The organism is Bradyrhizobium diazoefficiens, assembly GCF_016616885.1.
In the GTDB taxonomy this organism is placed as follows: Bacteria; Pseudomonadota; Alphaproteobacteria; order Rhizobiales; family Xanthobacteraceae; genus Bradyrhizobium; species Bradyrhizobium diazoefficiens_F.
The window spans coordinates 2,341,208-2,367,539 of the sequence record NZ_CP067102.1 but is presented as its reverse complement, the minus strand read 5'-3'; the positions used below and the strand labels follow the sequence as shown (position 1 = coordinate 2,367,539).

Sequence of the window (26,332 nt, the reverse complement as noted above, 5' to 3'; positions counted from 1 at the left end):
GACTAATCACTGATAAAAGTCAATAATCGTCAGTCATCAGGAAAGCGTGATCGTTAAGGGGTGGTAAGTCATCGACCATTGGCCGAGCTCGCCTGTTTTGATATGGTTACATGTAACCGAATGGAGAGACCTATGCCGTCCTCGTCCAAGTCAAAGTCGTCGCGGGCGAAGGTCCGCGAGCATCGAGAGCGGCTTCGCGCGCAAGGACTCCGCCCGATCCAGATATGGGTCCCTGACGTGCGCTCAGCGTCCTTCAAGGCGGAAGCCCATCGCCAGTCACTGGCGGCCGCATCGAGCCCTCATGAATATGAGGATCAAGCCTTCGTCGATGCGATATCCGACTGGCCTGGTGAGATCGAATAACCTGTGAGTAGAGGGCGGAATCTAGTCGGCAGGACCTCGGGCGCGAAACATTTTTCAGCAGACTTCGACTCAAACTCGCTCCCACAGGATGGCGGTTTATCGACCTATGCAGAGAGGCCAGGTTTGGACAGCAGCCGGCGGAAAGGACTACGCGGGGAAACCACGTCCGGTCGTTGTCGTGCAGGACGACGATTTTGACGCAACAGAATCGATTACGGTTTGCCCAATAACAACATACGAAACTCAGGCGCCGCTCTTCAGGTTGCAGGTCGAACCGGACGATCGCAACGGACTCCGAGTGACTTGCCACCTGATGGTCGACAAGATCACCACGGTGCCGAAATCCAAGATGGGGGCACTGATCGGGCGCCTCGATGATGAGGATCTCTTGCGCCTCAACCGGGCTCTGCTGGTGTTTCTCGGGTTGGCCGGCTCACAAAAAGCCACCCGCGCAGATTAGCCATCCGCACGCTCGTCGCAGCGGCGTCCTTCCGGGATGGTCCAAAGGACCAACCCAGAAATGACAGCCAAACTTCACCGCCCCCGTTCGGCGAACTCGTGCTTGCTCTCGTGGCCGCCGATGAAGGCCAGGATGCCGGCCAATAGCGGCAGCACCGCGAGCACCAGAAGGCCGGTCGAGGTCTGGCCGGTGGCTTCCTTGACCCAGCCGATCAGATAGGGCCCGCCGAAGCCGGCGAGGTTGCCGACCGAATTGATCAGCGCGATGGCGCCGGCAGCGGCCGTGCCGGAGAGCCAGGCGGTCGGCAGGGTCCAGAACACGCCGAAGCAGCAGAACACCCCGATCGCGGCGACCGTCAGCACCACCATCGTCATGGTGGGATCGGTGAGGGAGCTGGAGACGGCGAGCGCGACCGCGGTGAGCAGCAGCGGGGCGCCGACATGCATCACGCGCTCGCGCGTGGCATCCGAATGCCGCGCCCACAGGATCATGGCGACGGTGCCGAACAGATAGGGGATCGCGGTGACGAAGCCGGTCTGGGCGTTGGTCAGGCCGAACGCCTTGACGATCTGCGGCAACCAGAACTGCATGCCATAGAGCGCGCCGACGAAGCCGAAATAGATCAGGCTGAGCGCGATCACCTTCGGCGACGAGCGCTTCGCCGAGCGAGGGGTGCTTTACCGCCTGTTTGATTGCGATTTCGGAATCGAGCCGGGCCTTGAGCCAGGCTTTCTGCTCGGCCGAGAGCCAGTCCGCCTTCTCCGGCCGGTCGGTGAGGTAGAACCAGGTGACGATGCCGAGCAGCACCGAGGGAATGCCCTCGAGAACGAACAGCCACTGCCAGCCCTTCAGCCCCATCGCGCCGTCGAGCCCGAGCAAAAGGCCCGAGATCGGCGCGCCGATCACGGTCGAGACCGGCACGGCAATCGCGAAGGCCGCGAGGAAGCGGCCGCGATATTCGGCCGGATACCAATAGGTGAGATAGAGGATGATGCCGGGAAAGAAGCCGGCTTCCGCTACGCCGAGCAGGAAGCGCAGGACGTAGAAGCTCGTCACGCCGTTCACCAGCGCCATCATCGCCGAGATGATGCCCCACGTCACCATGATGCGGGCGATCCAGCGGCTGGCGCCAAACCTCTCCAGCGCCAGATTGCTCGGCACCTCGAAGATGAAATAGCCGATGAAGAAGATGCCGGCACCCCAAGAGAAGATCAGCGGCGTGAACTTCAACTCGGCGTTCATGGTCAGCGCAGCGAAGCCGAGATTGACGCGATCGAGATAGGAGAAGAAGTAGGCCAGCACCAGGAACGGGATCAGGCGCCAGGAGATGGCGCGGATGGTCGCCGTCTCGATTTCCGACTTGGCTCCCGTGGAACCGATATAGGTTGTGGTCTGGCTCATGGCTTCCCCCGATTTGTTGCTTTTGTGAGCTAAAAGGCGGTTTTCAGCATCGTCGGCAAAGAGTCAATGGAAGCCATGCAAGTAGCGCAGCCAGTCAACACCATTACGCTGCGACGGAAGATGCTGATCCGAGCCGGGCTGGCGCTGGTGGTGATCGCCTGCGGGCTGTCCCTACGCATATACGGCTTTCCGCTCGGCCTTCCCGCCTTCGTGGTGAAGTATGGCGGCTCGCTGCTGTGGGCGACGATGGTGTTCTTGCTGATCGGGGTTTTGCTGCCGCGGCTGTCGCGGACGCAGATCGCGGCCATCGCGACTGCTATAGCGATCGTCGTCGAGTTAACCCGCCTGGTGCATGCCCCCTGGCTCGACGCGTTCCGGCTCACTACGGCGGGCGCGCTGCTGCTCGGGCTTCTCGCTGTGGAATTTGGTTGCCTACCTCGCCGGTGTCGTGGTCGGCCTCTGGCTCGACGTCCGCGTCGCGGATTTCGTCACCCCAAACCGGATCGTGCCTCAGGCGAGCACGTTCAGTTCGCAAGAGACCGGCTCGACCCGCGAATGATCAGCTCCGTCGGCACAATGAGAGCGCGGCCAAGTTCGATCTCATCGCCGCGCATCCGCTCCAGCAGCATTGTCGCTGCGTGGCGGCCCATCGCCGCCAGATCCCACTCGATCGCGGTAATCGGCGGGGTATGCAGTTCAGCTAGGTCGGAATCGCTCCCGGTCACCACGGAGATCCCGTCCCCGACCGCAATGCGCATGGTCCGTAGCGCTCTCAGGCAGCCGCCGAGCATGTCCATCGCCGCGACGAAGAGCGCCGTCGGAGGATCCGCGAGATTCATGAGCGACGCCGTCGCCCGATAGGCGTCTTCGCTCGAGAGCACATTGTCTCCCGACAGTCTCGAATCCGGCGTGATGCCCGCCGCCGAATACGCCTCACGGAATCCCTCCAAGCGGCTGCGCGACGGAAAGGCCTTGATATCGCCGACCAGCATGGCGATCCGCCGGTGCCCGAGACCGAGCAGATGGCTGGTCGCAAGGCGTGCGCCCAGGCGATGATCGGCCGTGACGCGATCGAGCGCCTCGATGCTGTCTCTGTCGATGAGCAAGACCGGCATCGGAGCCTCCGCCAGCGCCTGGCGCACGTCCCGGTGCGCCTCATCACTCAGCGTCATCATCACGCCATCCACCCGGCGCCTGCGGAAGGCGCGCAGCAAGGAGATCTCGACTTCGGGGCGGTTGGTCGTGCTCGCCAGAAGCAGGGTATATCCGGCCTCGCGCAGGACCGCCTCGGCCTCCTTGATGAACAGCGCGAAGCGCGGGATGTCGAAGTCGCGAATGGCGCAGGCCACGAGCCGCGACCGTCCCGCGCGCATGCTCTGCGCCGTGACGTCAACCTCATAGCCAAGGTCGGCCATGGCCCTTTCGACGCGCTCGCGCAGCTCTCTGGTCACCGTGGGATGATCGTTGAGTACACGGGATACCGTGCCGACCGCGACGCCGGCCGCCCGGGCCACGTCCCTGACTTTCACGGTTTGCGGGCGGCGGGTCTGCGAAGTCATGCTCCCACATGAACCGGTTCACCATTCTAAGCAAGTCTTTCGGCCATTATCTGCCGAAATATTGGCCAGCCCCGATACTACGGGAGTAAGATTGTCCCCGGCCCGATGAACCGGTTCATTGACTCCAGCGCCGAACTTGGCACAATGGCCGCGATGAAGCCGTGCGCGGAGACCTCACCCTTTCCGTCGAGCGATCCGGAGAAGTTTCAGCCATGCCGCAGCCCAAGGTCGCCTTTGTTGGATTTGGCGAAGCCGCGCAATGCTTTGCGTCGCATCTGGCAGCTCAGACCGGAGCGCCGATCGTCGCATTCTGTCAGGGCAAGACCAACGCACCGCCCTACTCCCAAGCCTTTCTTGCGGTCGCGGCCAGATGTGGCGTCACGCTGGTCGAACGGCTCGACGACCTGTCGGAGGCGGACGTAATATTTTCCGCCGTTGTCGTTGCCGTCGCGACCGAGATGGGAGAGGCCATAGCCAGAATTCTGCGTCCCGGCTGCCTCGTAGTGGACATCAACGCGGCGACCCCGAGAACGAAAAAGCGTGTCGCCGAGGTCGTGGAGGCGCGCGGCGGCGTGTTCGCGGATGCGAACCTGATGGGCTCGGTCGATCTCTATGGCGCCGCAGTCCCGCTCTACACGTCGGGGAGCGGCGCCGAGCGCTTCGCAGAGACGTTCAGGCCATTTGGCTTCCACATCGAGGTGGCCGGCCCCGAAGCCGGGACGGCAGCGGCCGTGAAGATGCTTCGGAGCGTGGTGACGAAGGGTATGGAAGCGCTGCTGGTCGAGGCTCTGACCGCCGCAACGCTCGCCGGCGTGCGCCGTGAAACCATGCGCGGGCTTTGCCAATCCATGGATGCCACCACCTTCAGCAAGTTCCTGGACATGTGCGTCCGCTCCGACGTGCTGCATGCCGAGCGCCGCGCAGTGGAAATGGACGGCGTGGCGGCGGGCCTGCGGGAATTGGGCTTCGATCCCCTCATGACGAGCGCGACAGCGGAGCGACTGAGGGTCTCGGCGCGACTGGAATTGCGCGAGGAGTTCGCGCGACGCTCGGGCTATTCGGCCGACGAAGTGCTGGACACGTATGCGCATATGCTGTCCGACCTTGGCGGCGAACCGCGAGGCACGCGCGACCTCCAAGAAAGGCCTTAGACAGGGCGACGGTCACGCTCACTCCGCGAGCTGAAACCGCTCAAACCGCTCGAGCTCGTCCTCGATCTTCTGCTTGAGCTCCTTGCGCCCCGCTAGCTTCTTGCCCTGCCCGAGCCAGGTCCATTTCTGCATCAAGAGCTTCTTGGCCTGCCGGTCGGTCTTGAGATCGAGCGCGGCAACGATCTCGTCGCCGACCAGCACGGGCAGCGCGAAATAGCCGAGCTTGCGCTTGGCCTTCGGCACATAGGCCTCGAACAGATGGTTGTAGCCGAAGATGAGATTGGTGCGCTTGCGCTGGATGATCAGCGGATCGAACGGCGACAGGATGTGGACGAGATCGGGCGATACCTCGGCAGGCTCGAGCGCCGCGGGCGTCGCCCAATGCTCCTGCTTGCCGGCGCCCTCGACCGCGACAGGCACGAGCTCGCCGCGGCGGACGCGCGCGGCGATCAGGCTTGCCACCGGCTTCTTGCTCGGCGCATCGAGATGGCAGATCGAATCGAGGCTGACCACACCTTGCGCGCGCAGCGCGCGGTCGAGCAGATAGGCCGTGATCTCCTTGGCCGAGGCCGGCTTCGGCACCTTGTCCCAGCCGAAATGTCGCGTCATCAGATCATAGGTCTTGAGCATGCCCTGGCGCGCGCTGACGGTCGCGACGCCGGTGTAGAAGGCAAGCTGAAGTGCCCGCTTCGAGGGTTTTCGGCTCTGCCACAGATGCTCCTTCTCGGTGAGCACGTCGTCCTCGATGTCGCGGATCGTCAGCGGGCCGGCCCGCAACAGCCGCATCACCTTGCGCGTGTCGGACGGCGTCACCGAGGCATACCATCTGTGCCCCTCGCGCTTGTGCTCGCGCATCGCCGGCAGGAAGAAACGAAAATCGTTCGACGGCACGTAGGACAGCGCATGGGTCCAGTATTCGAACACGCTTCTGTCGACGCTCTGGGCCTCACGCAGATCGGCGCGGCGATAGGACGGGATGCGGCTGAAGAGGATGTGATGGTGGCAGCGCTCGATCACGTTGATGGTGTCGATCTGCACATAGCCGAGATGGGCGATCGCCTCCGCGACGGCCTGCGCGCCCTCGCCAAACGGTGCGCGCGTGTCGAGCCGCTGGGCGCGCAGCCAGATCTGCCGGGCCTGTGTCGTCGAAAGCGGGAGGGGTTTTGGTGCGCGGGACATTGCGAGGCGCAATGTAGCGGGATTCGCGCCAGGAAAAAGAACAGGTGAAAGATCGTGGCAAAGAAAAAGCCGCGCTGCCATCTGCTGACAGCGCGGCCGGATGGGGTGGCCGAGGCCTACTTCATCATCATGGCCTTCTGCGCCTTCATGTAGTGCATACAGGCGCCCTTCATCTTGCCATTGCTCATGTCCGTGTTGGCCATGGCCATTTCCTTGTTCGCGGCCACCTTGGCGGGCGTATCGGCGGTGCCGGTCATCATGGCCGTCGATTTCATCATGTTATCGCCGGTGCACGCCATCATCGCGGCGGATGCCGGCGAAGCTGAAAGAGCGAACGCGATAAAGGCTGCAGCGGTGAGCAAGATCTTCATCGAAAAGTCTCCTTGAGCAAAACGAAACCGGCGTCATGCCGGCCTTCGCAACTACGTATTCTCTCGCGACAATGTTTCGTGGAGAAGAAAATTGTCTTGCTGCAATGCGAAGCGATACGACCTCAGCGGCCGTCCTTCGGCGGCTTGGGCCGGTCGTTGGGCCGGTCACCGAGGCTGCCGGTGGCAACGTCGGGCTCGCATGCGGCTCTGCCCCGGCCCTCCGCCTGGCAGCGATAGACGCTGCCGGTGAGGCGGTCGACCAGCCACATGTTCTCGTCGGTCGGCGCTTCGAGGCCGACATAGCGGGAGGTCAAGCCCGTGATCAGCGTCGAGAGCAGGATCGCGACCGCGATCATCGCCGCGCCGATATAGATGGGCATGGCGTTCAGAGATACAGTCCGATCCGGCGGGCCGCTGCGATAGAATTGATAGTCACTTGGCCTCGGCACTGGATGGAACTCGGCTCCCTCGCCCGCGATGTCTGATGAAGGCTGTCTGCTAGGCGCGCATCTGGCCGATTTCTTGTTCGCGAGCAGGCCATGCGGCGACGGCTTTGCGACGATCAATGTGCGCCGGTTTCTGCGATGCCTGCCCGCGGTCACCAGCGCCGGAGCGGAACCAAAGCTCCCCCGGTACAACCCAAATGGGCAGGATAAATCCGGAAGCCTCAGCGGCCACCGTGACCAAGATCACATCCGAGCCTTTGAACCTTCCCTATGCTCGCAGCATCAAATCGCCATCAGGCGTCACAGCGAGGATACGACAATGACCCATTTCAATAAGTTTTTTGGACTGAAGGCGATCACCCTTACGGCCGCGCTGTCGTTGACGGCGGGTCTGGCCTTCGCCGGTGACGCCAACGTTTCCACCAACCAGATCCTGGATGCGTTGAAGCCCAAGCCGATCACCCGCGGCCTGTCCGCCGGTCCGCAGGCCGATCCGACGGCGCAAGCCAAGGAAGCGACCTTCCTCAACACCGTGCGCAACCGGCAGACCCGTTCGCTGTCGATGGGCGAGCGCGATCAGATCGCCGAGCTCGCGGCGACCAAGCCGAACATCGATCTGGAGATCCAGTTCGACTACAACTCGGCCGACATCGCCAAGACCTCGGTGCCGTCGGTGCAGGCGCTCGGCAAGGCGTTGTCCGATCCGTCACTGAAGGGCTCGACCTTCGTGGTCGCCGGCCACACCGATGCGGTCGGGACCGAACAGTACAATCAGGGCCTCTCGGAGCGTCGCGCCGACACCATCAAGAAGTACCTGGTGCAGAACTACGGCCTCAGCGGCAACGATCTCGTCACCGTCGGCTATGGCAAGACCAAGCTGAAGGACGCCGCCAACGGCGCCGACCCGATCAACCGTCGCGTCCAGGTCGTGAACATGGACACCAAGACCGCATCCAAGTGATCTGAGAAGCAATTGCGGCAATCGAAAAACCGCCTGCCGCGACAACGGCAGGCGGTTCTCTGTTGTCAGATCCAGCTCTGGAACAGCATCAGCCGGTTGAACATCTGCATCGACGTGCCGATGAAGGCGGCTGAGATCGGCAGCATCACCGCAAAGCCCATCGCCGCAGTACCGACATACGCCCACAACAGCCAGCGCGGCAGGCCCTCTCTGCGCAGTGCATAGACCAACGCGAGCGAGGCCGCGGTGGCGGCCGGCAGATAATAATAGATGAAGCCCAGCGTGCGCGGCAGCAGCGCCCAGGCGAGCCAGAGGCCGAAATAGAACGCCGCGATCAGGAACGCATCCCAGCGACGCGTGATGATGAAGTCGCGCAACACCACGACGAGCGCGAGCAGCGCCGGCCACGCGACCAACGGATTGCCGAGGAAAACGACCGCCGCGACGTGGTCGTCCGAGGTCTTGTCGAACAGGAACCACACTGGCCGCGCCAGCAACGGCCAGGACGGCCATGAGCTCATATAAGTGTGGCCGGCGATCGCGGTGGTGGTGTTGTCGGCGAAGATCCGGTGTTGCGCTTCGATCAGATCCGGCAACGACACCCCGTAGAGCGGAACGAAGGCGGCGAGATAGGTCACGGCCGGCAACAGCGCGAAGCAGAGCGCAGCATGATGGGCCCTGAAGGCCGGCCAGAGATCGGGGCGGTACCAGTCGCTTGGCCTCGCATCCGCGAACAGCGTGTGCCAACCCTGCATCAGGCGGATCACCGCAACGATGACGATGCAGACACCGAGCGGAAACAGGCCGCTCCATTTGCAGGCGGCGGCGAGGCCGAACAACGCCCCTGCAAGCGCGAACAGCGCCTGCGGCCGCTCTCGTCGAAAGCCGTGCATGAAGGCGGCGATGGCGAGCAGACCGAGGCCGAGCGCAAAGATGTCGAGCATCGCGATGCGCGCCTGCACGTAGAGCATCTGGTTGAACGCCGCGATCAGTGCTGCCGCGATCGCGGACCCCTGCGATCCGAACAGCGCGAGGCCGCAGAGATAGATCGCGACGATCGCGAGCGCACCGAACAGCGTCGCCGGATAGCGCCAGCCCAGCGCATTGTCGCCGAATGCTGCGATCGAACCAGCGATCAGCTCTTTCGCCAGCGGCGGGTGCATCGGATTGAGCATCGGCTGCGACGTCTCGGAGCCCAGCATCTGCCGCGCCGCCGGCACGTAATGCACCTCGTCGAACACGAACTTTTCCGGCGTCGCCAGCCCGATCAGCAGCGCGAGATGCGCAGCTAGGAAGATCGCGACAGCGACCACTGCGCTTCGCGACAACTTCGGAACCGCATGTGCTTCGCGCGACTGCTGTGGGGCTATTTTACGTGGCAAATCTGCGTCACCGCGAATAAAAAACAACTCAGCCGATCCATTGAACGCATTCTGCCGCAACTGTCACTAAGCTAACGCTCGTCTCGCGCCGCTTGTGATCATTCTACCACAACAGAGGCGTGCGCGATCAGGGACTTCGATCGGGTACGGTATGAATTTGCGTTTTCTGCTTTTCCCTGCACTGCTGTCGGCCATACTGTGCGCAGCGACTAGCGCGCAGGCCCAAGCGCGCGTCGGCGAAGCCGTCCTGGTTCAGAACGAGGTGGTACGCGTCGCCGCGACCACGTCGCCGATCAGCGTCGGCGACAGCATGCTGCGCGACGAGACCGTGCGCACCGGCGCCGACAGCGCAGCGCGCTTCGTCATGGCCGACAGCACCAATCTGTCGCTGGGACCGAGCGCCACGCTGAAGCTCGACCGCACCGTCTTCAACGACGAGCACAGCTATCGCGACGTCGCGATCCGCATGGCCACCGGCGCCTTCCGCTTCGTCACCGGACATTCGGAGAAGACCGCCTACAAGATCACGACGCCGCTCGCGACCATCGGCGTTCGCGGCACCACGCTCGACATCCTGTCGCAGCGCGGCCGCTCGGTCGTCGTGCTTCAGGAGGGCGCGGCCAGCGTCTGCACGCTGAACTTCCAGTGCATCCAGCTCACCCAGCCGGGCGACACCGCGGTCATCACCTCGACCGGCGGGAAGGCCTCCATCACCAAGACCAACACGCCGCCCTGGACTTTCGCCGCCAACTGCGCCGCCAATGCCGGGCTGTGCTCAGTCAACCAATATGCCGACGCCTCACCGACCATCACGCCCGCCCTCCATGACGATGGCATGCTGTGCGGGCGCTGACGATGGCGATGGCGAAGCTCGGCTTCAAGCGGCTAGTCCTTGCGGGCGCATTGCCCGCAACCGCGGCGTTTGCACTGTTCGCGCTCGACACCCGTCCCGCCGCGGCCGCGAGCACCTGCGAGTTTGAATGCGGCGATCCTAACCCCTATCCGTCACCAAGCCCATATCCGTCGCCGAGTCCCTCTCCGGCGCCGAGCCCGTCCCCATCACCGACCCCATTCCCGTCGCCAAGCCCGACGTCAAGCCCGACTCCGACCGGCTCCGATTCCAGCGGCAACTCGGTCGGCGGCCTCGCCAACCAGCGCTTCAACCAGATGATCACGAACCGGGTGCTCGGTACGGTGCTGCTTGGCGTCAACGAGCAGGTCAATTGCAGCGACTGCGTCAGCGCGTTCGGCTCGGTCGGCTCGTTCTCGGCCGGCATCCATGGCCGCAAGGAGCTGACGCCCAATCTGTCGCTGCTCGCCGGCCTCGCCTACACGCAATACAGCGAGGGCGGCTACAACATTACCAGCGCACCGATCGGCGCCTTTGCGCTGCGCTATGACTTCACCGATTGGGGATCGTCGCGTCCGTTCTTCGACGTCGGCACGATCCTGACGCCGTGGGAGAAGGCGCGCTACACCCGCAGCTACAACACGAGCCTGGGTCCAGTGAGCGTGACCAGTTCGACCAATGCCGCGAACTACGCGGTCTACGGTCGCGCCGGCTGGACGAGCCGGTTGTCCCCGCGCGACGAGGTCGCAGCCTCCGTCGAGGTCTGGCAGCTCTGGCAGCGCGTATCGGGCTATGCGGACAACACGGTCGCGTTCAATCCGTTCGACGCCAATATTGCGACCGGCACCGACCGCACCAGCCTGGTCAAGATCGGCGGCCAGTGGACCCATCTCTTCGCCGGCGACATCGAGACCAACATCAATGGCGGCTGGGTGCAGTCGTTCGCCAGCCATAGCGGCATCGTCGCCACCGTGACCGGCGACGGCATGGTGGTGCCGACGACGGGCAACCAGGGCTGGTTCGAATATGGCGGCCGCCTCGGCTTCCGCGTGCAGAAGGGCTGGGTCGCGGACCTCTTCGCCAACGGCACGCTGGGCCCGCAGCCGGTCGGGAACACCATCCATGGCGGCGTGGGGCTGAGGATCAATTACTAGCGGGCGGGCACGGTCTCGTAGGGTGGGCAAAGCGAAAGCGTGCCCACCACTCCTCTCTCGACCGGGGGACGGATGATGGGCACGGCGCTATCGCGCCTTTGCACCACCCTGCGGCACCTCTGCTGACGTCACGCCGCCGACTTGCCCTCGAAGGCACGTCGCAAGGCGTCCACATCAAGCTTCACCATTTTCATCATGGCCTGCATCGCACGTGCGGCAGCGGCCTTGTCAGGGCTCGACAGGAAGTCGAACATCACCTTCGGCACGACCTGCCAGGCCACGCCCCAGCGATCCCTCAGCCAGCCGCACTGCTCTGCCTTGCCACCGTGAGCCAGGAATGCATTCCACACGCTATCGACCTGGGCCTGGTCGTCGCAATGGATCATCAGCGAGATCGCGTGCGTGTACTCCATCTTCATGCCGCCGTTGAGCGCCACCAGGGGCTGCCCGGCCACCGTGAACTCGACAACGAGCACCGAGCCTTCCTTGCCGGACGGGCCGTCCGAAACATTGTGCTGAACGTGCGTGATCGCCGAATTCGGCACCAGCGAGACGTAGAATTTTGCGGCTTCCTCGGCATCGCCATTGAACCACATGCAGGGCACGAGGTTGGACATCGTAAATGCTCCTCTTCAGTTTTCGATCAGGCGTTCGCCATTGCTGGCTTCGGGGGGACCGTTGCCATATCCAGCCAGTTCACACCCCACATATGACCATCCGGATCCTCGAAGCTGCGGCCATACATGAAGCTGTATTCGTCCTTCGGGCTGGGATCGGCCACGCCGCCCGCAGCCTCGGCGTTGCCGACGATATCGTCGACCTCGTTCCGGCTATCGGCGGACAGGCAGAACAACGCCTGGTTCGAGGTCTTTGCATCCGCGATCGGCTTCGGCGTGAAATGACGGAATTTGTCGTGGGTCGTCAGCATCACGAAAATGGTCTCGGAAAAGACCATGCAGCTCGCGGTGTCGTCGCTGAATTGCGGATTCCTGGTCGCGCCAATCGCCTCGTAAAAGGCAGTCGCACGCTTGAGGTCGGTCACCGGCAGATTGAGGAAAATCATCCTGGGCATCGGAAGCTCCTTGGGCGGGGTTCTGCCCAAGGACGGACGGCTTGGCCGCCATCCGACACCGGCTTCCGAAATATTTTCCGACCGTCGGCTGTGGGGTTCTGTCGCACCGCCCCCCGCGCGGTCTTCAGCCTTACTTCTTCTCGTTCGGATCCCGGTGGATGGGATCGACCCACAGCACGGTCTCGGGCTTCTCGACCGGCTCGATGTCGAGATTGATCGCGACCGCCTCGCCGTCGCTGCGCACCAGCACGCATTCCAGCACCTCGTCCGGGCTGGCATTGATCTCCTGGTGCGGCACGTAGGGTGGCACGAAAATGAAATCGCCCGGGCCCGCCTCTGCGGTGAATTGCAGGCTCTCGCCCCAGCGCATCCGCGCCTTGCCCTTCACGACGTAGATGACGCTTTCGAGATGCCCGTGATGATGCGCGCCGGTCTTGGCGTCGGGCTTGATGCTGACGGTGCCCGCCCACAATTTCTGCGCGCCGACGCGTGCGAAATTGATCGCGGCCGCGCGGTCCATGCCCGCCGTCGACGGCACGTTGGTATCGAGCTGGTTGCCGGGAATGACGCGCACGCCGTCATGTTTCCAGCGATCGTCGTGATGATCGTGGTCATGGTGGGAATGCGTGTGGTCATGGCCGGTCATGGGACTTGCTTTCTGTTGGTTCCTTGCCGGTGAAACTAACCCAAAGCTACCGCGGCAAGCCACACCAAAATCGGAACTCTCATAGTCGCCCAATGTTTTTAGCTGTAGCCATCTGGAAGGAGAGTTTCCATGGGTAGCAGCGGCACGTCGCGCGGCGGAGTAGCGCGCGTTCGACTGAAAGCGAAAAGACCGACCCTGAGGCCGGTCTTTTTGTTGTCTGCTCACTTCACCGCGAGCAATTCCACGTCGAACATCAGCGTCGCGTTCGGTGGGATCACGCCACCGGCGCCGCGCGCGCCGTAGCCGAGCTGCGGTGGGATGATCAGCGTGCGCTTGCCGCCGACCTTCATCGTGGACACGCCCTCGTCCCAGCCGGCGATGACGCGGCCCTTGCCGATCGGGAATTCGAACGGCTCGTTGCGATCGACGGAACTATCGAATTTCTTGCCCTTCTGGCCATTCTCGTAGAGCCAGCCGGTATAGTGCATCACGCAGATCTGGCCGGGCTTCGGCGAAGCGCCGGTGCCGACGACGCTGTCGATGGTCTGCAAGCCTGAAGCTGTGGTCATGGGTTTTCCTGCGGTCTGGGCCGATGCCGTGGTGGAGACGAATGTCGACACGCTGGCGATCACAGTGATCGCGAGTGCCGACATGATGGCGAGGAGTGCGCGCTGAAAACGCTGCATAGAACACCTTCCGTTTGAGGCGGAAGGTGTCTAGCGCAAGGCCGAGGCCGTTTCCACCCCTCAGACCTCGATATTTTCCAGCCGCACCGGCAGCTTGCGGATGCGCTGGCCAGTGGCGTGATGGATCGCGTTGCAGATCGCGGCGTTGGTGCCGACATTGGCGAGTTCACCGAGGCCCTTTGCACCGGCCGGGTTGATATGATCGTCCTGCTCGGAGAGCAGAATGACCTCGACACCAGGCACGTCCGCATTCACGGGCACGAGATAATCCGCGAAATTGTCGTTGACGTAGCGCGCGGTGCGTTCGTCGATCTCGGTGGCCTCCAGCAGCGCCGAGGACATTCCCCAGATCAGGCCGCCCATGAGCTGGCTGCGCGTCGTCCGCGGATTCATGATGCGACCGGCCGCGAACGCACCGACCAGGCGGGGCGCGCGAATCTCGTGCGTATAGCGGTTGACCCTGACCTCGACGAACTCCGCACCGAAGGCATAGGCGATCTTGTCCTTCATCGCCGCGCCGCCAACGAGACGCACGTGGCCGCTATGCATGGCCTTGAAAGAATCCAGCGGCGCACCTTCCGGCTTCCATTCGCCGTATTCCTCGACCACGCCGGCGCCGAGCGCGTCGAACGCCTTCTCGATGTCGAGCGGACGGTCACTCCTCGCCGCCTGCGTCGTCGGCGCCTGACTGAGGCCTATCGTTTCCTTCGCCTTGTCTGTGAGGGTGTCGCCCGGCATTACCGCCTTGAACAGCCGCTGGCGTATCTGGTCGCACACCATCATCACTGCCGAACAGGTGCTGGCCGTCGAATTCGATCCACCGGCGACGGGTCCCGGCGGCAAGTCGCTGTCGCCGATGAAGACCGCGACCTTCTCCAGCGGCACGCCAAGCCGCTCGGCTGCGGTCTGCGCCAGAATCGTGTAGGCACCGGTGCCGATCTCATGACCGGCGATTTCGACGCGGGTGCGGCCGTCACGCTGCAAGCGAACGCGCGCCGCTGCAGGCCCCATCTGCGTCGGATAGCAGGTGGCCGCGCAGCCATAGCCGATCAGCCAGTCACCATCGGACATCGATTTCGGCGCGGCCGAGCGCTGCCCCCAGCCAAAGGCTTTGGCGGCCTCGTCGAAGCATGCCATCAGCGACCGCGTCGTGTAGGGCTTGCCGCCGATCGGCTCATTGGTGGTGTCGTTGATGCGACGGAGCTCGATCGGATCCATGTTGAGCTTCACGGCAAGCTCGTCCATCGCGCTCTCCAGCGCGAACAGATACGGCACCTCCGGCGGCGAACGCATGAAGCCCGGCGTGTTGCGGTCGGCGCGCACGATCGATACGAGGCTGTCGACATTGGGGCAGGCATAGAGCCGCGTCGTGGTCTTGGTGCCTCCGACGCAATAGGCATCAGCGCGCGAAGACACCTCGGCGCCCTCGTGCCTGAGGGCGACCAGCTTGCCGTCCCGGCCAGCGCCGAGCTTGATCTCGTGCCGAGTCTCGGCGCGATAGGTGGCAATGGTAAAACCCTGGTCGCGCGTCGGGACCAGCTTGATCGGCCGGTTCAGCCGCTTCGCGATGCCGGCGATGATGGCGGTGCGCGGCGTCATCGAGCCGCGCGAGCCGAAACCGCCGCCGACATAGGGATTGACCACCCTCACCTTGTCGGCGTCGATGCCGAGCTGCTCGGCCACGCCGTTCTTCAGGCCGTACACATATTGGCTGGGCTCATAGATGACGAGATTGTCGCCCATCCAGGCGCAGCTCGTTGAAAACAGCTCCATCGGATTGTGGTGCTGCGTCGGCGTGTCATAGGAAGCGGTGATCTTCACCTCCGCCTCCTCAAACGCCTTGGCGAAATCGCCGACCTGCGGGTCCTCCTTGAACTGCGCGTTCTGGCCTTTCGCGGCGGCTTTCGTCGTTCCTGGCGAATCGAAGCTCGCGCTCGGGGCTATGGCTGAGTAGCTGACCTTGACGCGGTTAGCGGCCTCGCGCGCCGCCTCGTAGCTTTCCGCAACGACCACGGCGATGATCTCGCCGTCATGCGCGATGTCGGCCGACTTCAATGGCTGGATCGTGGTCCCGGCGTAGCCGCCATTGCTGAAGAGCTTTGATTCCTTCAGCTTCGGCGCATTCTCGTGCGTGACGATATCGATCACGCCACGGACGTGTCTGGCATCGTCGAGATCAAAACTGTTGATGCGGCCCCTGGCAATCGCGCTGGTGACCAGGAACGCATAGGCCGGATTGTCCAGCGGCATATCGGACCCGTAGGTCGCCCGCCCCGTGACTTTTGCTGCTGCATCATAGCGCGGCGCCGGCTGGCCCATATTCGCCTTCGGATCGGGAGCAGCTACGGTCATGGTCAGATCTCCATCGTTACGGCCTGCTGCAGCGCGCGTGCCACCACGCGCTTGCCGAGCGCGATCTTGAAGCTGTTGTGTTGGCGCCCCTTCGCGTCCGCAAAGGCGGCATCGGCGACACGCTGTGCCAGACCGTCATCGAACTTTTGCCCCTTGAGCAGCGCTTCCGCCTCTCGCGCGCGCCAGGGCACCGTGGCGACACCGCCAAGCGCGACACGCGCATCCCGGATCGTGCCGTCCTGCACGTCGAGCGCGACCGCAGCCGAGGACAGCGCGAATTCATAGGACTGCCGGTCGCGCGCCTTCAGGTAAACCGAGCGCGGCCAGCGGCCGCGAATGACGAAGGCGGAGATCAGCTCGCCCGGCTGAAGCACGGTCTCGATCTCGGGCGTATTGCCAGGCGCCTTGTGCAGCTCCGCGAACGGCATGCCGCGGGTCCCGGATCTGCCGGTGATCTCGACCGTGGCGTCCAGCGCGATCAGCGCCTGGGCAAGATCGCCGGGATAGGTCGCGATGCACTGGTCGGAAGTGCCGAGCACCGCATGCATGCGGTTGACGCCATCCATCGCGGCACAGCCCGAGCCGGGATTACGCTTGTTGCAATTCTCGTAGGAAACATCACGAAAATAGCTGCAGCGGGTCCGCTGCATCACATTGCCGCCGAGCGTGGCCATGTTGCGAAGCTGGGCGCTGGCGGCAAGCTTCAGGGAGTTGGCGATGACCGGATAGTTGCGCTGAATTTCGTCATGCGCGGCGACATCAGACATCTTCGCAAGCGCGCCCAGCCGCAAATTGTCGGCTCCCGGATCGATCGCCGACCAGCCTCGCGCCAGCGGATTGATGTCGACGATCGCGGCGGGCCGCATCACGTCCAGCTTCATCAGATCGATCAGCGTGGTGCCGCCGGCGAGCGGCTGTGCATTGGCCTGCGTCAGTGGATTGTTGGCAGCCGCGGCGGCGCTGAGCGTCTGCACGGCCATGCCCGGGTCTGTCGCCCTCTGATATGAAAACGGTCGCATGCACCTAACCTTTCATGATCTCCGGCGCTGCCTGCTTCACCGCGGCGACGATGTTGGGATAGGCCGCGCAGCGGCAGATGTTGCCGCTCATGTACTCGCGGATATCGGCGTCGGTGCCGGCATGTCCCTCCTTCACGCAGGCAATCGCCGACATGATCTGGCCTGGCGTGCAATAGCCGCACTGGAAGGCATCGTTGTCGACGAAGGCCTGCTGCATCGGATGCAGGCGGTCGTCGGTGGCGAGTCCTTCGATGGTCGTGATCTCCTGCCCTTCGGCCGCGAGCGCGAGCGTCAGGCACGACACCACCCGGCGATCGCCGATCAACACCGTGCAGGCGCCGCACTGGCCGTGATCGCAGCCCTTCTTGCTGCCGGTGAGCTTGAGATGCTCACGCAGCGCATCCAGCACGGTGGTGCGCGCGTCGAGGCTCAGGCGCTTGTCCTTGCCGTTCACCCGCAGCGTAACGTCGACGGGAAGCGCCGGATCCTGCGGGGCTGGTGCGCTCGCATCTTGCGTGGCGGCTCGCGCGGTCATCGGAACGAGCGCGCTGCCGGCAGCGCCTGCGATGAAAGCACGCCGGTGGAATCCGGAGGGTGGGGAACCTGAAGCGTTGGACATAAGCGGCCTCCGCTGCTTGCAAGGAAAGCAGCGCACGCCTGCACCGCTTATCGCCCCTCAACTTTGGGCCGCGAGCTCCGTTCCGAACGGGACGGGGCGACGCAGCAGAAGTCGCGTCGTCCCATCGTCAACTTTTGCTGATTGGCGCGGGAACTTGTTCCCACGAAGATCAATAGCCGAGCGCGCAGCCATCCTTGCGCGGATCGGAACCGCCGGTGAGCGTGCCCTTGTCCCAGTCGATCCAGATCGCCTGGGCGCCGCCGAGCGGGCCGACCACGCTGGTGGTCTTGTGACCGAGCTTCTTGAGGCCCTCGACGATATCGGCCGGCACGCTGTCCTCGAGCTGGTACTGGCCCTCGTAGTGCAGGCCGCGCGGCATATCGATCGCCTCCTGCACGTCGCATCCGTAGTCGAGAATGTTGGTCACGACACGGGTCTGGCCGACCGGCTGATACTGACCGCCCATCACCGCGAACGGCATCACCGAGCGGCCGCCCTTGGTGAGCAGGCTCGGCATGATCGTGTGCAGCGGACGCTTGCCGCCTTCGATGCAGTTCGGATGACCCGGCTGGATGCGGAAGCCGCCGGCGCGGTTCTGGAACAGCACGCCGGTCTTGTTCGAGACGATCGCCGAACCGAAGGAATGCGCGATCGAGTTGATGAACGAGCAGACGTTGCGATCCTTGTCCACGACCGTGATGTAGATGGTCGATGGATTCATCGGCGGCGCGACGTTCGGCAGGTCGAGCATGCCGTCCATGCGGATTTTCGCGATGTGCTCGTCGCAGAATTCCTTGGCGAGGAGATTGGAGACCTCGACCTGCATGTGATTGGGATCGGCGACATGCAGCTCGCGATGCATGTAGGCGATGCGCGCGGCTTCCGCCTCGAGATGGAATCGCTCGACGCTGAGCGGCGCGTACTTGGTCAGGTCGAACCGCGACAGGATGTTGAGCATCAGCAGGGCGGTGAGGCCCGGCCCGTTCGGCGGGCACTGCCAGACGTCGTAGCCCTTGTACATGGTGCCGATCGGCGTCGTCGTCTCGGTCGTGTGCGCGGCGAAATCGTCGAGCGTGTGCAGGCCGCCGATCCCACGCAGGGTCTCGATCATGTCCTCCGCGATCGCGCCTTTGTAAAAGGCGTCGCGGCCGTCCTTGGCGATGGCACGCAGCGTCTTGCCGAGCTCGGCCTGGCGGATGACGTCGCCGGCCACCGGCGGCTTGCCGCCCGGCAACAGGTAACGCACGGTGTTGGTGCCGCCCTTCAGCTTCTCGAACTGGTTCTTCCAGTCGAACGCGATGCGGGGGGCGACGACGTAGCCTTCCTCCGCCGCCTTGATCGCGGGCTGGAGCAGCCGGTCGAAGCCGAGCTTGCCGTGGTCGCGCAGCACGGTCGCGAAGCAGTCGATCACGCCGGGGATCGAAACCGCATGCGCCGAGGTCAGCGGCACGGAATTGATCTTGCGCTCAAGATACCAGTCGGCGTTGGCCGCCTGCGGCGCCCGGCCGGAGCCGTTATAGGCGATGATCTTGCCCTCGCCGCGCGGCTGAATCAGCGCAAAGCAATCGCCGCCGATGCCGGTCGATTGGGGCTCGATCACGCCGAGCAGGGCCGAACCCGCCACCGCCGCGTCCACCGCCGTGCCGCCCTCGCGCAGCACCTCGATCGCGGCAAGGGATGCCTGCGGATGCGAGGTCGCCACCATCGCGTTGGTGGCGTGGACCGTGGACCTGCCGGGGAAATGGAAGTTTCTCATCGAGTTTTGCTTTCTCAGACCGTGGGCGCAGAGGACGCGCCGTCTCGGAAAAAATCGGGCCTTCATGACACATTCAGGGCCGCCCGGGCAATGCTGGCATACCAGGGAAATGGCTGCCATTCGCTGGGAATAGAGCTGTCGGTTGCGGGTTTTCCGGGCGCCGGCCGCCTGCTAAAGGGGCGCATGACTTACAAGGTCTGCGCCTTCTACCAATTCGCTGCCCTGCCCGATTACCGCGAACTGCGCGAGCCGCTGCGCGCGCTCTGTGCCGGGCTGTCCCTGAAGGGCAGCGTGCTGCTGGCCCAGGAGGGCATCAACGGGACGATTGCGGGCGCGGGCGAGGCGATTGACGCCTTTGCCCACGAGCTCGCGCAAGGCGCCATGTTCGGGGGCCGGCTCAACAATCTCGAGCTGAAATGCTCGACCGCGGAAGCGATGCCGTTCGGCCGGCTCAAGGTGCGGCTGAAGAAGGAGATCGTCACGCTCGGCGATGCGGCCGCCGATCCGACTCGTCAGGTCGGGACCTATGTCGAGGCCGCCGAATGGAACGCGCTGATCGCCTCACCCGACACGCTGGTGCTCGACACCCGCAACGCCTTCGAGGTGGCGATGGGGACGTTCGAGGGCGCGGTCGATCCTGACATCAAGAGCTTTGGCCAGTTCAAGGATTTTGCGGCAGAGCAGCTCGATCCCGCGAAACATCGCAAGATCGCGATGTTCTGCACCGGTGGTATCCGCTGCGAGAAGGCGAGCGCGCATCTGCTGGCGCGCGGCTTCGCCGAGGTCTACCACCTCAAGGGCGGCATCCTCAAATATCTGGAACAGGTGCCGGAGGCGCAGAGCCGCTGGCGCGGCGAATGTTTTGTGTTCGACGAGCGCGTGGCGCTCGGCCATGGTTTGCAAGAACTTGGTTTGCGCGAGCTGGACAAGGACGCGATACGTGACGAACGAGATCAGGGCGCTCGCCGAGCGCATCGACACACTGGAGACCCGTCTTGCCTATCAGGACGACACCATCGATACGCTGAACCAGACCATCACCGCGCAGTGGAAGCAGATCGATGTGCTGACGCGGCAGCTCGCGCAGCTCAATGAGCGATTGCAGGAGGCCGAAGCGAATGCGCCGGGCCCTGCCAACGAGCCTCCGCCACACTACTGAGCAGACTTACTGGCCGGATGCCTTCAGCAGGTTCATGACCTCGCCCGACATCATCAGCCGGTCGCGGCCCGCGTCCTTGGCGGCGTAGAGCGCCCGGTCGGCGGATTCCACCAGCGATCCCGCGCCCGCGGTGCGCTCGAACGACGGCCGGCAGGCCGCCCCACCGACCGAGACGGTGACGCATGCCGCCGTCGGATTTGAGGCATGGACCAGACCTGCATCGTGGACGGCGCTGCGAATCCGCTCGCCGATCCGGGCACAGCCGGCGGCATCGGTGTTCGGCAGCAGCATGGCGAATTCCTCGCCGCCGTAACGCGCCGCGAGATCGCCGACCCGCTGCATCTCGGCCGCGATGATCTTTGCAACCACGCGCAGGCAGGCGTCGCCGGCGGGATGGCCGTATTCGTCGTTGTAGGCCTTGAAGTGATCGACGTCGATCATCAAGAGGCCGAGGCTGGAGCGGTCGCGATAGGCGCGCGCCCATTCTTCCCTGAGCCGCTCGTCGAAGCGGCGGCGGTTGGCAAGCCCGGTGAGGCTGTCCTCGATCGCGAGCGTCTCGAGCCGGGTCTCCAGCTTCTTCTGCTCGGAGATGTCGCGCGAGATCGCGACCACGCCGTCGACATTGCCGTTGTCCTTGCGCGTGACGCGCATGGTCGATTCCAGCCAGACCTCGGACTTCTGCCGGTGCACGTTGCGGTAGGTGACGCGCGCTTCGTCCGTATCGCCGCGCTTCATGGCATCGACAATGGCCTGCACATGCGGCCGGTCCTCCGGATGGATGCCAGCGAGCGCGTCGGTGCCGATGAGCTGATTGGGGCGCCAGCCGACAACGCGATTGGACGATGGCGAAACGTAGCGCAGCCGCTCGTCGAGCCCGATGCGGGTGACCATGTCGCTGGAGCCTTCGGCGAGCAGGCGGAAATGCGACTCCTTCTCGATCAGCGCCGCCGCCATACGCTGGCCACGCTGCAACTGCCGCACCAGCACCGCGCCGATGACCGCGATCAGCATCACCAGCGCGACCACGTAGAGCATGCGGGAGATCGCAGCAGCCCGCCACGGCGCGAGCAACTCGTCCTTGTCGACGGTTGCGAGCAGCACGAGCGGATAGCGGCCGCTGCGCTTGAAGAAGCTGACGCGCTCGGCGCCGTCCAGCAGCGACTTGAAATGATAGGCACCGCTCGGCCGTTGCAGGCTGGCGTCGCGGAACAGCGGAGCGTCGCCGATACTGCGACCGACGAATGTCTCGTTGTTCGGATTGCGCGCGATGATCATGCCGTCGCCGGACATCAACGTCACGGAGCTATTGCGGCCGATCTCGAACTGCTCGTAGAAATGCGAGAGATATCTCGAGCCGATCGCCGCGAGCACCACGCCGCCGAAGCTGCCGTCCGGCTTGTTGAAGCGGCGCGAGAGAGTGACGACCCATTCGCCGTCGACGAGGCTCTTCACGGGTCGGCCGACATAGGCCTCGCGCTTAGGCGAGAGCTGGTGGTGGCGGAAGAACGTGTCGTCGCTGAGGCTCGAGGCGATCGTGCCTGGCGAGGTCAGCCAATTGCCCTGGTCGTCGATGATGGCGAGGCTGTGGACGCGCTCCACCGCCTTCTTGCGCGCGTCCAGGAGGTTGCGCAGCTTCGCGATCGTGGTGGGGTCGGCGCCATCCATCTCCAGCCGGCTGACGACGCCGACAACGCCGGAATCCAGGAGATCGAGGCTGTCCTCGGCATGCTGCGTCAGCGAGCGGGCGACGTTCGCCATCTCGGTTTCAGCGCCCTTGAGCACCGCATCCCGCGCGGCCCATTCGCGCCAGCCACTGACGCCGAGGATCGCTACGCAGGTGAACACGACGAACGCCGCCGCACGCAACGGCAGGCGGCTCCATCCGGCTCTGTGTGAGGCGACGTTCATGCGGCAGAATTCTCCAGTCCGGGGAAACTCTGCCGCTTCTCTTATTGAACCCTGAAGCGCCTGCCGGGATTCGCATTTATCTGCGGGTTTTCCCGTACTCCTACGGACCGGAGCTTCCGCAGATCGCTAACAAGGTCTTATCAAGCCTATCGGAAACCGGCGGCCCCTAGCTGAAGATCGACTTGACCTTCTCCCAGAGCGAGGGATTGTCGGCATCCGCGTCGGCCTTCGACGGCGTCGGCTGCGTGGCGCTCACGGGATCGGAGGCGGGGAAGGTATCTTCCAACCCGGTATCCAGCTTGGCGTGGCGGTCGGCCGCGAGCGCCTCGCGCGGATTGTCGGCGTGCTTGTCATGCGGCGCGGGATTGAATCTCTGAGCCATGGAATTCCTCCTCCATTTGGCGGGTCAACGCTGCGCATTTGCGCTGGTTCCCCTGTTCCGCTCGGGCCGCGCACGGTGTATCAGGAACTCCAATCTGCATCAGGATCGTTCGTGCCCCAGTCTGCGACAAAGCCCTTCATCGACGTGCTCTCCGGCCAGCGGCAAGCCGTCCCGCCCATGTGGATGATGCGGCAGGCCGGCCGCTATCTGCCTGAGTATCGCGAGGTGCGCGCCAAGGCCGGCGGCTTCCTCGATCTCTGCTTCAATCCGGAGCTTGCCGCCGAGGTCACGCTGCAACCGATCCGCCGGTTCGGCTTCGACGCGGCGATCATCTTCTCCGACATCCTGGTAATCCCCTACGCGCTCGGCCGCTCGGTGCGCTTCGAGGTCGGCGAAGGTCCGCGGCTGGAGCCGCTGGATGATCCGGCCAAGGTCGCAACGCTCGCCGCGCAGGCTGACTTTGGCAAGCTCAAGCCGGTGTTCGACGCGCTCAGGATCGTGCGCGGCGCGCTCGATCCAAAAATCGCGCTGATCGGCTTTTGCGGCGCGCCGTGGACGGTTGCGACCTACATGGTCGCGGGCCACGGCACGCCGGACCAGGCGCCGGCGCGGATGATGGCCTACCGGCATCCGGAGGCGTTCGCGAAAATCATCGACGTGCTGGTCGACAACTCGATCGCCTACTTGTTGGCGCAGCTCGAAGCGGGCGCCAATGCCTTGCAAATTTTCGACACCTGGGCCGGCGTGCTGCCGCCGGCCGAGTTCGCGCGCTGGTCAACCGAGCCGACCCGCCGCATCGTCGAGGGCGTGCGCGCGAAAGTGCCGGATGCCAAGATCATCGGCTTCCCCCGCGGCGCCGGTGCGCAATTGCCCGGCTACGTCGAAGAGACCGGCGTCAACGCCGTCAGCATCGATTGGACCGCGGAGCCGGCGTTCATCCGTGAGCGCGTGCAGAGCCGCGTCGCTGTGCAAGGCAATCTCGATCCGCTGGCGCTGATCACGGGCGGCTCAGCGCTCGACCGCGCGGTCGACGATGTGCTGGCGAATTTTGCGCAAGGCCGCTTCATCTTCAATCTCGGCCACGGCATCCAGCCGGAGACGCCGATCGCCCATGTCGAGCAGATGCTCAAGCGCGTGCGGGGCTAAAAAAGTTGCGCTCCCTCAGGGGGCAGAAACAAAACCGCGAAAACAACCCCATGCACAGTAGAAATCATTGAAGGATTTCGCACCGCGCGGGTTGAGTGGCTGTCGCACTGACATTTGACACGTCGGGCAAAACAGGAGCACGATGGCATCATCCCGACGATCGTGACTTCGCAGTCAGGCCTAGCGCGGCCGGCTGCGCGCGATGATCTCGGCGGCGCCCTTGTCCAGCAGATCCAGACCGACCGCACGGCCGAGCTCGCGCGGGCGATTGGCGGGGCCTGCGCGGGAGGCTTCGATGATGGTGTTGCCGGAGAGGTCGAGCACGGACGCCGCAAGCGACATCTGATCGCCTGATATGGTCGAGAAACCCGCCACCGGCGAGTTGCAGTGGCCGTTCAGCACCCACAGCACTTCGCGTTCGGCATCGGCGCAGGCGTGTGCCGCGGGATCGTCGATCGATGACAGGATTTTTCGCGTTTGCCAGTCCTGCGCCGCACATTCGACCGCGACGATGCCCTGCCCCGCTGGCCGGCAACATCTCAAGTCGACTTGCCGACTAGTTTGAGGTTGCGAACATCGCATCTGTGAAAATCACTTCGCCGTCCACCATCGTCAGCAAGCTGGTCGTGGCGGGCAGTTGTGGCGCCGGAATCGTTAGGACATCCTGGGAGAGTACGGCGATATCGGCGGAAAAACCGGGCGCGAGCCTTCCTTTGCGTTGCTCCTCGCCTTCGGCATATGCGCCGCCGGCGGTATAGGCCGTCAGCGCCTGTTCCCGCGTCAACGCCTCGGCACGATCTCCCGGTCCAAGAACGGCCAGCATCAAATTGAGGAACGGATTTTGCTCTTTCGGCCCGGCGTCGGAACCGAGCGCCAACGGAATACCGGCATTAATGAAGCTCTTCAGCACCAGATCGTGATCGAGCATTTTCTTACCTTCGATCGGCGGCGGTGCAAGGTGGGTCGGGTTCTGGATCACGGCCAGGCCGAGACCTGCCACGCGTTGGAATGCATCAGGCCCGATGCCGTCGCCATGTTCGATACGTACCCGCTTGGCTCGCCAGGTTGAAGCGGGCGCCAGTTGCTCCATCAAATTCAGCAGGCGGTCGGATTCGGCGTCGCCGACCACGTGCAGTGCCAGTTGCGTCGGTCGCTCCAAGGCAAGTTGCAATATCTCGCGCAGTTGTTGGTCGGTGAAATTCGATCGTCCGCGCCATCCGGGACGCCCATTGTAGGCCGCACGCTGGAAGGAATTCTGTTCGATCGGTGTTCCGTCCAGCATCCACTTCGGTCCTTCGACGCGCACCTTGGCCGGCGCTTGTTTTACAGCGGCATCGATGACGGCCCAGGCGTCGGGAATGCGTTGTGTTTGCCAGGTGCCCCACGAATAGACCGTCCATTTTTGCAGCGGCTTCGCCGTGGCAAGGGCCGCGAGCGTCACCGCCAGCGACTTGTCATTATTCATCAGGTGGATCGATGTGACGCCCCAGCGCGCATAGCGTTTTTGCGCTTCGCCGAACGACATGGCCAGTCGTTCGGCAGTGGCGGGGCGAATGAGCGGCGTCATCGTTTCGGCCGCCTCATAGGCCCGCCCGTCCAGACGGCCGCTTTCGTCCCGACCCCACCAGCCGCCAAGGGGATCGGCGGTGTCCTCGGCAATGCCGAGCCGTCTCAGACCTTCGCTGTTGAGGATGCTAGTATGCGCGCCCCATGAGCCTCTGAGAAACACAGGCGTTTCGGGCGCTACGGTGTCCAAGGCCTTGCGCCAGTTGCGGCGATCACGCGCGACAAGAGGCCCGACATAGGCAGTGATCCAGTCCCTGCGCGTCCTCGCGGCCTCCTCCAACACGGCCAAGGCTTGCTCGGGGGTCGGCCCTGGAAATGGCAAGTTCGGCATCGCGAGCGGCGGCGTCGGCAGCTCGGTTCCGAGATGGACATGCGCTTCGATCAGGCCGGGTGTGACCAAACGGCCGCCAGCGTCGATGATGCGGGTGTCCGGTCCGGCCAACGCGCGAACTGCTTCGTTACTGCCGACGGCAAGGATGCGACCGCCCTCGACTGCAACGGCCTGGGCGTAAGGCAATGTTGGATCGGCCGTGAACACCTTGGCATTGACCAGCAGCACCTGCGGTTCGGCGAGCGCGGCCGAGCCGACAAGGAGCACCGCAACAATCCCGGTACATCCCGCAAGGCGGCCAATCCGGCCATTGATAGGCGACATCCTCATGAAATCCCTCCGCTGGCACGAGTTGGGGCCGTTTTGGTTTGACCCACGCCGATGGACATATTTGACCGCCGCAAGCCTTTGTT

At 64.0% G+C, this 26,332-nt stretch carries 24 protein-coding genes and 4 pseudogenes; 10 read left to right on the top strand and 18 right to left on the bottom strand.

Features of this window, described 5'->3' with window-relative positions; genetic code table 11:
* Window positions 1–102 precede the first annotated feature (102 nt).
* Both JJC00_RS10690 and JJC00_RS10685 read left to right on the top strand, forming a co-directional pair.
* Entirely contained in the window at window positions 103–363 is a 261-nt protein-coding gene (locus JJC00_RS10690) for an antitoxin MazE family protein (RefSeq protein WP_349643547.1), read from the top strand.
* A gap of 106 nt (window positions 364–469) precedes the next feature.
* Window positions 470–823: a type II toxin-antitoxin system PemK/MazF family toxin gene (locus JJC00_RS10685; protein ID WP_200472525.1), complete on the top strand. Its 354-nt coding sequence runs from the start codon at window positions 470–472 to the stop codon at window positions 821–823.
* A 74-nt stretch (window positions 824–897) separates the two neighbouring features.
* On the opposite strand, the pseudogene JJC00_RS10680 reads toward JJC00_RS10685, so the two are convergent.
* Window positions 898–2,224, bottom strand: a pseudogene (locus JJC00_RS10680) (MFS transporter).
* 75 nt (window positions 2,225–2,299) lie between these two features.
* Between JJC00_RS10680 and JJC00_RS10675 the strand changes: the two are divergent.
* Window positions 2,300–2,783: pseudogene (locus JJC00_RS10675) on the top strand (DUF2809 domain-containing protein).
* On the opposite strand, the gene JJC00_RS10670 reads toward JJC00_RS10675, so the two are convergent.
* Window positions 2,749–3,783 carry a LacI family DNA-binding transcriptional regulator gene (locus tag JJC00_RS10670; RefSeq protein ID WP_200472524.1) on the bottom strand — a complete coding sequence of 345 codons (1,035 nt, stop codon included), beginning with the start codon at window positions 3,781–3,783 and terminating at the stop codon, window positions 2,749–2,751. The pseudogene JJC00_RS10675 and the gene JJC00_RS10670 overlap by 35 nt on opposite strands.
* Window positions 3,784–3,944: 161 nt before the next feature.
* On the opposite strand from JJC00_RS10670, the gene JJC00_RS10665 reads away from it, so the two are divergent.
* Window positions 3,945–4,934, top strand: coding sequence for an NAD(P)-dependent oxidoreductase (locus tag JJC00_RS10665; protein ID WP_246774171.1), 990 nt, complete (start codon window positions 3,945–3,947; stop codon window positions 4,932–4,934).
* A gap of 18 nt (window positions 4,935–4,952) precedes the next feature.
* Here JJC00_RS10665 and JJC00_RS10660 read toward each other — a convergent pair whose 3' ends face one another.
* The 3 genes from JJC00_RS10660 to JJC00_RS10650 form a co-directional block, all read right to left on the bottom strand.
* Window positions 4,953–6,113, bottom strand: coding sequence for a winged helix-turn-helix domain-containing protein (locus tag JJC00_RS10660; protein WP_200472523.1), 1,161 nt, complete (start codon window positions 6,111–6,113; stop codon window positions 4,953–4,955).
* A gap of 116 nt (window positions 6,114–6,229) precedes the next feature.
* A complete protein-coding gene (locus tag JJC00_RS10655) occupies window positions 6,230–6,484 on the bottom strand; it encodes a hypothetical protein (RefSeq protein WP_200472522.1) in 255 nt (84 codons plus the stop codon).
* Between the two features lie 122 nt (window positions 6,485–6,606).
* Window positions 6,607–6,864, bottom strand: a complete 258-nt coding sequence (locus tag JJC00_RS10650; protein ID WP_200472521.1) for a hypothetical protein — start codon at window positions 6,862–6,864, stop codon at window positions 6,607–6,609.
* 385 nt (window positions 6,865–7,249) lie between these two features.
* Between JJC00_RS10650 and JJC00_RS10645 the strand changes: the two genes are divergently transcribed.
* On the top strand, window positions 7,250–7,891 hold the full coding sequence (locus tag JJC00_RS10645) for an OmpA family protein (protein ID WP_200472520.1): 642 nt from the start codon (window positions 7,250–7,252) through the stop codon (window positions 7,889–7,891).
* Window positions 7,892–7,956: 65 nt separating this feature from the next.
* Here the strand turns inward: JJC00_RS10645 and JJC00_RS10640 are convergent, their stop codons facing one another.
* A complete protein-coding gene (locus tag JJC00_RS10640) occupies window positions 7,957–9,261 on the bottom strand; it encodes a phospholipid carrier-dependent glycosyltransferase (protein ID WP_200474071.1) in 1,305 nt (434 codons plus the stop codon).
* A gap of 163 nt (window positions 9,262–9,424) precedes the next feature.
* Here JJC00_RS10640 and JJC00_RS10635 point away from each other — a divergent pair, with 163 nt between their 5' ends.
* Window positions 9,425–10,126 (top strand): FecR family protein, encoded by a 702-nt coding sequence (locus tag JJC00_RS10635; RefSeq protein ID WP_200472519.1) that lies wholly within the window; start codon window positions 9,425–9,427, stop codon window positions 10,124–10,126.
* A gap of 8 nt (window positions 10,127–10,134) precedes the next feature.
* Window positions 10,135–11,277, top strand: coding sequence for a hypothetical protein (locus tag JJC00_RS10630; RefSeq protein WP_200474072.1), 1,143 nt, complete (start codon window positions 10,135–10,137; stop codon window positions 11,275–11,277).
* Window positions 11,278–11,405: 128 nt separating this feature from the next.
* On the opposite strand, the gene JJC00_RS10625 is transcribed toward JJC00_RS10630, so the two are convergent.
* From JJC00_RS10625 to ggt, 8 genes are all read right to left on the bottom strand, one after another.
* Entirely contained in the window at window positions 11,406–11,894 is a 489-nt protein-coding gene (locus JJC00_RS10625; protein WP_200472518.1) for a VOC family protein, read from the bottom strand.
* 26 nt (window positions 11,895–11,920) lie between these two features.
* On the bottom strand, window positions 11,921–12,349 hold the full coding sequence (locus tag JJC00_RS10620) for a VOC family protein (RefSeq protein ID WP_200472517.1): 429 nt from the start codon (window positions 12,347–12,349) through the stop codon (window positions 11,921–11,923).
* Between the two features lie 130 nt (window positions 12,350–12,479).
* A complete protein-coding gene (locus tag JJC00_RS10615; protein ID WP_200472516.1) occupies window positions 12,480–12,995 on the bottom strand; it encodes a cupin domain-containing protein in 516 nt (171 codons plus the stop codon).
* Between the two features lie 221 nt (window positions 12,996–13,216).
* Window positions 13,217–13,681: an FKBP-type peptidyl-prolyl cis-trans isomerase gene (locus JJC00_RS10610; protein ID WP_200472515.1), complete on the bottom strand. Its 465-nt coding sequence runs from the start codon at window positions 13,679–13,681 to the stop codon at window positions 13,217–13,219.
* 60 nt (window positions 13,682–13,741) lie between these two features.
* Window positions 13,742–16,033, bottom strand: coding sequence for a xanthine dehydrogenase family protein molybdopterin-binding subunit (locus tag JJC00_RS10605; protein ID WP_200472514.1), 2,292 nt, complete (start codon window positions 16,031–16,033; stop codon window positions 13,742–13,744).
* Between the two features lie 2 nt (window positions 16,034–16,035).
* Window positions 16,036–17,013 (bottom strand): FAD binding domain-containing protein, encoded by a 978-nt coding sequence (locus JJC00_RS10600; RefSeq protein WP_246774169.1) that lies wholly within the window; start codon window positions 17,011–17,013, stop codon window positions 16,036–16,038.
* Between the two features lie 43 nt (window positions 17,014–17,056).
* Window positions 17,057–17,671 (bottom strand): (2Fe-2S)-binding protein, encoded by a 615-nt coding sequence (locus JJC00_RS10595; protein ID WP_200472512.1) that lies wholly within the window; start codon window positions 17,669–17,671, stop codon window positions 17,057–17,059.
* A 169-nt stretch (window positions 17,672–17,840) separates the two neighbouring features.
* A complete protein-coding gene (gene ggt, locus JJC00_RS10590; RefSeq protein ID WP_200472511.1) occupies window positions 17,841–19,427 on the bottom strand; it encodes a gamma-glutamyltransferase in 1,587 nt (528 codons plus the stop codon).
* Window positions 19,428–19,610: 183 nt separating this feature from the next.
* Here ggt and JJC00_RS10585 point away from each other — a divergent pair.
* Both JJC00_RS10585 and JJC00_RS10580 read left to right on the top strand, forming a co-directional pair.
* Window positions 19,611–20,375, top strand: a pseudogene (locus tag JJC00_RS10585) (rhodanese-related sulfurtransferase); the annotation flags it as partial.
* Window positions 20,368–20,586 carry a SlyX family protein gene (locus JJC00_RS10580; protein ID WP_200472510.1) on the top strand — a complete coding sequence of 73 codons (219 nt, stop codon included), beginning with the start codon at window positions 20,368–20,370 and terminating at the stop codon, window positions 20,584–20,586. The pseudogene JJC00_RS10585 and the gene JJC00_RS10580, both read left to right, overlap by 8 nt.
* A gap of 6 nt (window positions 20,587–20,592) precedes the next feature.
* On the opposite strand, the gene JJC00_RS10575 is transcribed toward JJC00_RS10580, so the two are convergent.
* Window positions 20,593–22,494 carry a diguanylate cyclase gene (locus JJC00_RS10575; RefSeq protein WP_200472509.1) on the bottom strand — a complete coding sequence of 634 codons (1,902 nt, stop codon included), beginning with the start codon at window positions 22,492–22,494 and terminating at the stop codon, window positions 20,593–20,595.
* A 166-nt stretch (window positions 22,495–22,660) separates the two neighbouring features.
* Window positions 22,661–22,876: a hypothetical protein gene (locus JJC00_RS10570; protein WP_200472508.1), complete on the bottom strand. Its 216-nt coding sequence runs from the start codon at window positions 22,874–22,876 to the stop codon at window positions 22,661–22,663.
* A gap of 111 nt (window positions 22,877–22,987) precedes the next feature.
* On the opposite strand from JJC00_RS10570, the gene hemE reads away from it, so the two are divergent.
* Window positions 22,988–24,022 carry a uroporphyrinogen decarboxylase gene (gene hemE / locus JJC00_RS10565; RefSeq protein WP_200472507.1) on the top strand — a complete coding sequence of 345 codons (1,035 nt, stop codon included), beginning with the start codon at window positions 22,988–22,990 and terminating at the stop codon, window positions 24,020–24,022.
* 180 nt (window positions 24,023–24,202) lie between these two features.
* Here hemE and JJC00_RS10560 read toward each other — a convergent pair.
* Both JJC00_RS10560 and JJC00_RS10555 read right to left on the bottom strand, forming a co-directional pair.
* Window positions 24,203–24,563, bottom strand: a pseudogene (locus JJC00_RS10560) (hydroxymethylbilane synthase); the annotation flags it as partial.
* A 15-nt stretch (window positions 24,564–24,578) separates the two neighbouring features.
* Window positions 24,579–26,249, bottom strand: a complete 1,671-nt coding sequence (locus JJC00_RS10555; protein ID WP_200472506.1) for an amidohydrolase — start codon at window positions 26,247–26,249, stop codon at window positions 24,579–24,581.
* Between the last annotated feature and the right edge of the window lie 83 nt (window positions 26,250–26,332).

What these genes read in the sequence shown, in the direction of transcription:
- JJC00_RS10690 (WP_349643547.1), top strand. Translation starts at nt 103, where the DNA reads ATGGTTACATGTAACCGAATGGAGAGACCTATGCCGTCCTCGTCCAAG.
- JJC00_RS10685 (WP_200472525.1), top strand. Translation starts at nt 470, where the DNA reads ATGCAGAGAGGCCAGGTTTGGACAGCAGCCGGCGGAAAGGACTACGCG.
- JJC00_RS10670 (WP_200472524.1), bottom strand. Translation starts at nt 3,783, where the DNA reads ATGACTTCGCAGACCCGCCGCCCGCAAACCGTGAAAGTCAGGGACGTG.
- JJC00_RS10660 (WP_200472523.1), bottom strand. Translation starts at nt 6,113, where the DNA reads ATGTCCCGCGCACCAAAACCCCTCCCGCTTTCGACGACACAGGCCCGG.
- JJC00_RS10655 (WP_200472522.1), bottom strand. Translation starts at nt 6,484, where the DNA reads ATGAAGATCTTGCTCACCGCTGCAGCCTTTATCGCGTTCGCTCTTTCA.
- JJC00_RS10650 (WP_200472521.1), bottom strand. Translation starts at nt 6,864, where the DNA reads ATGCCCATCTATATCGGCGCGGCGATGATCGCGGTCGCGATCCTGCTC.
- JJC00_RS10645 (WP_200472520.1), top strand. Translation starts at nt 7,250, where the DNA reads ATGACCCATTTCAATAAGTTTTTTGGACTGAAGGCGATCACCCTTACG.
- JJC00_RS10635 (WP_200472519.1), top strand. Translation starts at nt 9,425, where the DNA reads ATGAATTTGCGTTTTCTGCTTTTCCCTGCACTGCTGTCGGCCATACTG.
- JJC00_RS10630 (WP_200474072.1), top strand. Translation starts at nt 10,135, where the DNA reads ATGGCGAAGCTCGGCTTCAAGCGGCTAGTCCTTGCGGGCGCATTGCCC.
- JJC00_RS10625 (WP_200472518.1), bottom strand. Translation starts at nt 11,894, where the DNA reads ATGTCCAACCTCGTGCCCTGCATGTGGTTCAATGGCGATGCCGAGGAA.
- JJC00_RS10620 (WP_200472517.1), bottom strand. Translation starts at nt 12,349, where the DNA reads ATGCCCAGGATGATTTTCCTCAATCTGCCGGTGACCGACCTCAAGCGT.
- JJC00_RS10615 (WP_200472516.1), bottom strand. Translation starts at nt 12,995, where the DNA reads ATGACCGGCCATGACCACACGCATTCCCACCATGACCACGATCATCAC.
- JJC00_RS10610 (WP_200472515.1), bottom strand. Translation starts at nt 13,681, where the DNA reads ATGCAGCGTTTTCAGCGCGCACTCCTCGCCATCATGTCGGCACTCGCG.
- JJC00_RS10605 (WP_200472514.1), bottom strand. Translation starts at nt 16,033, where the DNA reads ATGACCGTAGCTGCTCCCGATCCGAAGGCGAATATGGGCCAGCCGGCG.
- JJC00_RS10600 (WP_246774169.1), bottom strand. Translation starts at nt 17,013, where the DNA reads ATGGCCGTGCAGACGCTCAGCGCCGCCGCGGCTGCCAACAATCCACTG.
- JJC00_RS10595 (WP_200472512.1), bottom strand. Translation starts at nt 17,671, where the DNA reads ATGTCCAACGCTTCAGGTTCCCCACCCTCCGGATTCCACCGGCGTGCT.
- ggt (WP_200472511.1), bottom strand. Translation starts at nt 19,427, where the DNA reads ATGAGAAACTTCCATTTCCCCGGCAGGTCCACGGTCCACGCCACCAAC.
- JJC00_RS10575 (WP_200472509.1), bottom strand. Translation starts at nt 22,494, where the DNA reads ATGAACGTCGCCTCACACAGAGCCGGATGGAGCCGCCTGCCGTTGCGT.
- JJC00_RS10570 (WP_200472508.1), bottom strand. Translation starts at nt 22,876, where the DNA reads ATGGCTCAGAGATTCAATCCCGCGCCGCATGACAAGCACGCCGACAAT.
- JJC00_RS10555 (WP_200472506.1), bottom strand. Translation starts at nt 26,249, where the DNA reads ATGAGGATGTCGCCTATCAATGGCCGGATTGGCCGCCTTGCGGGATGT.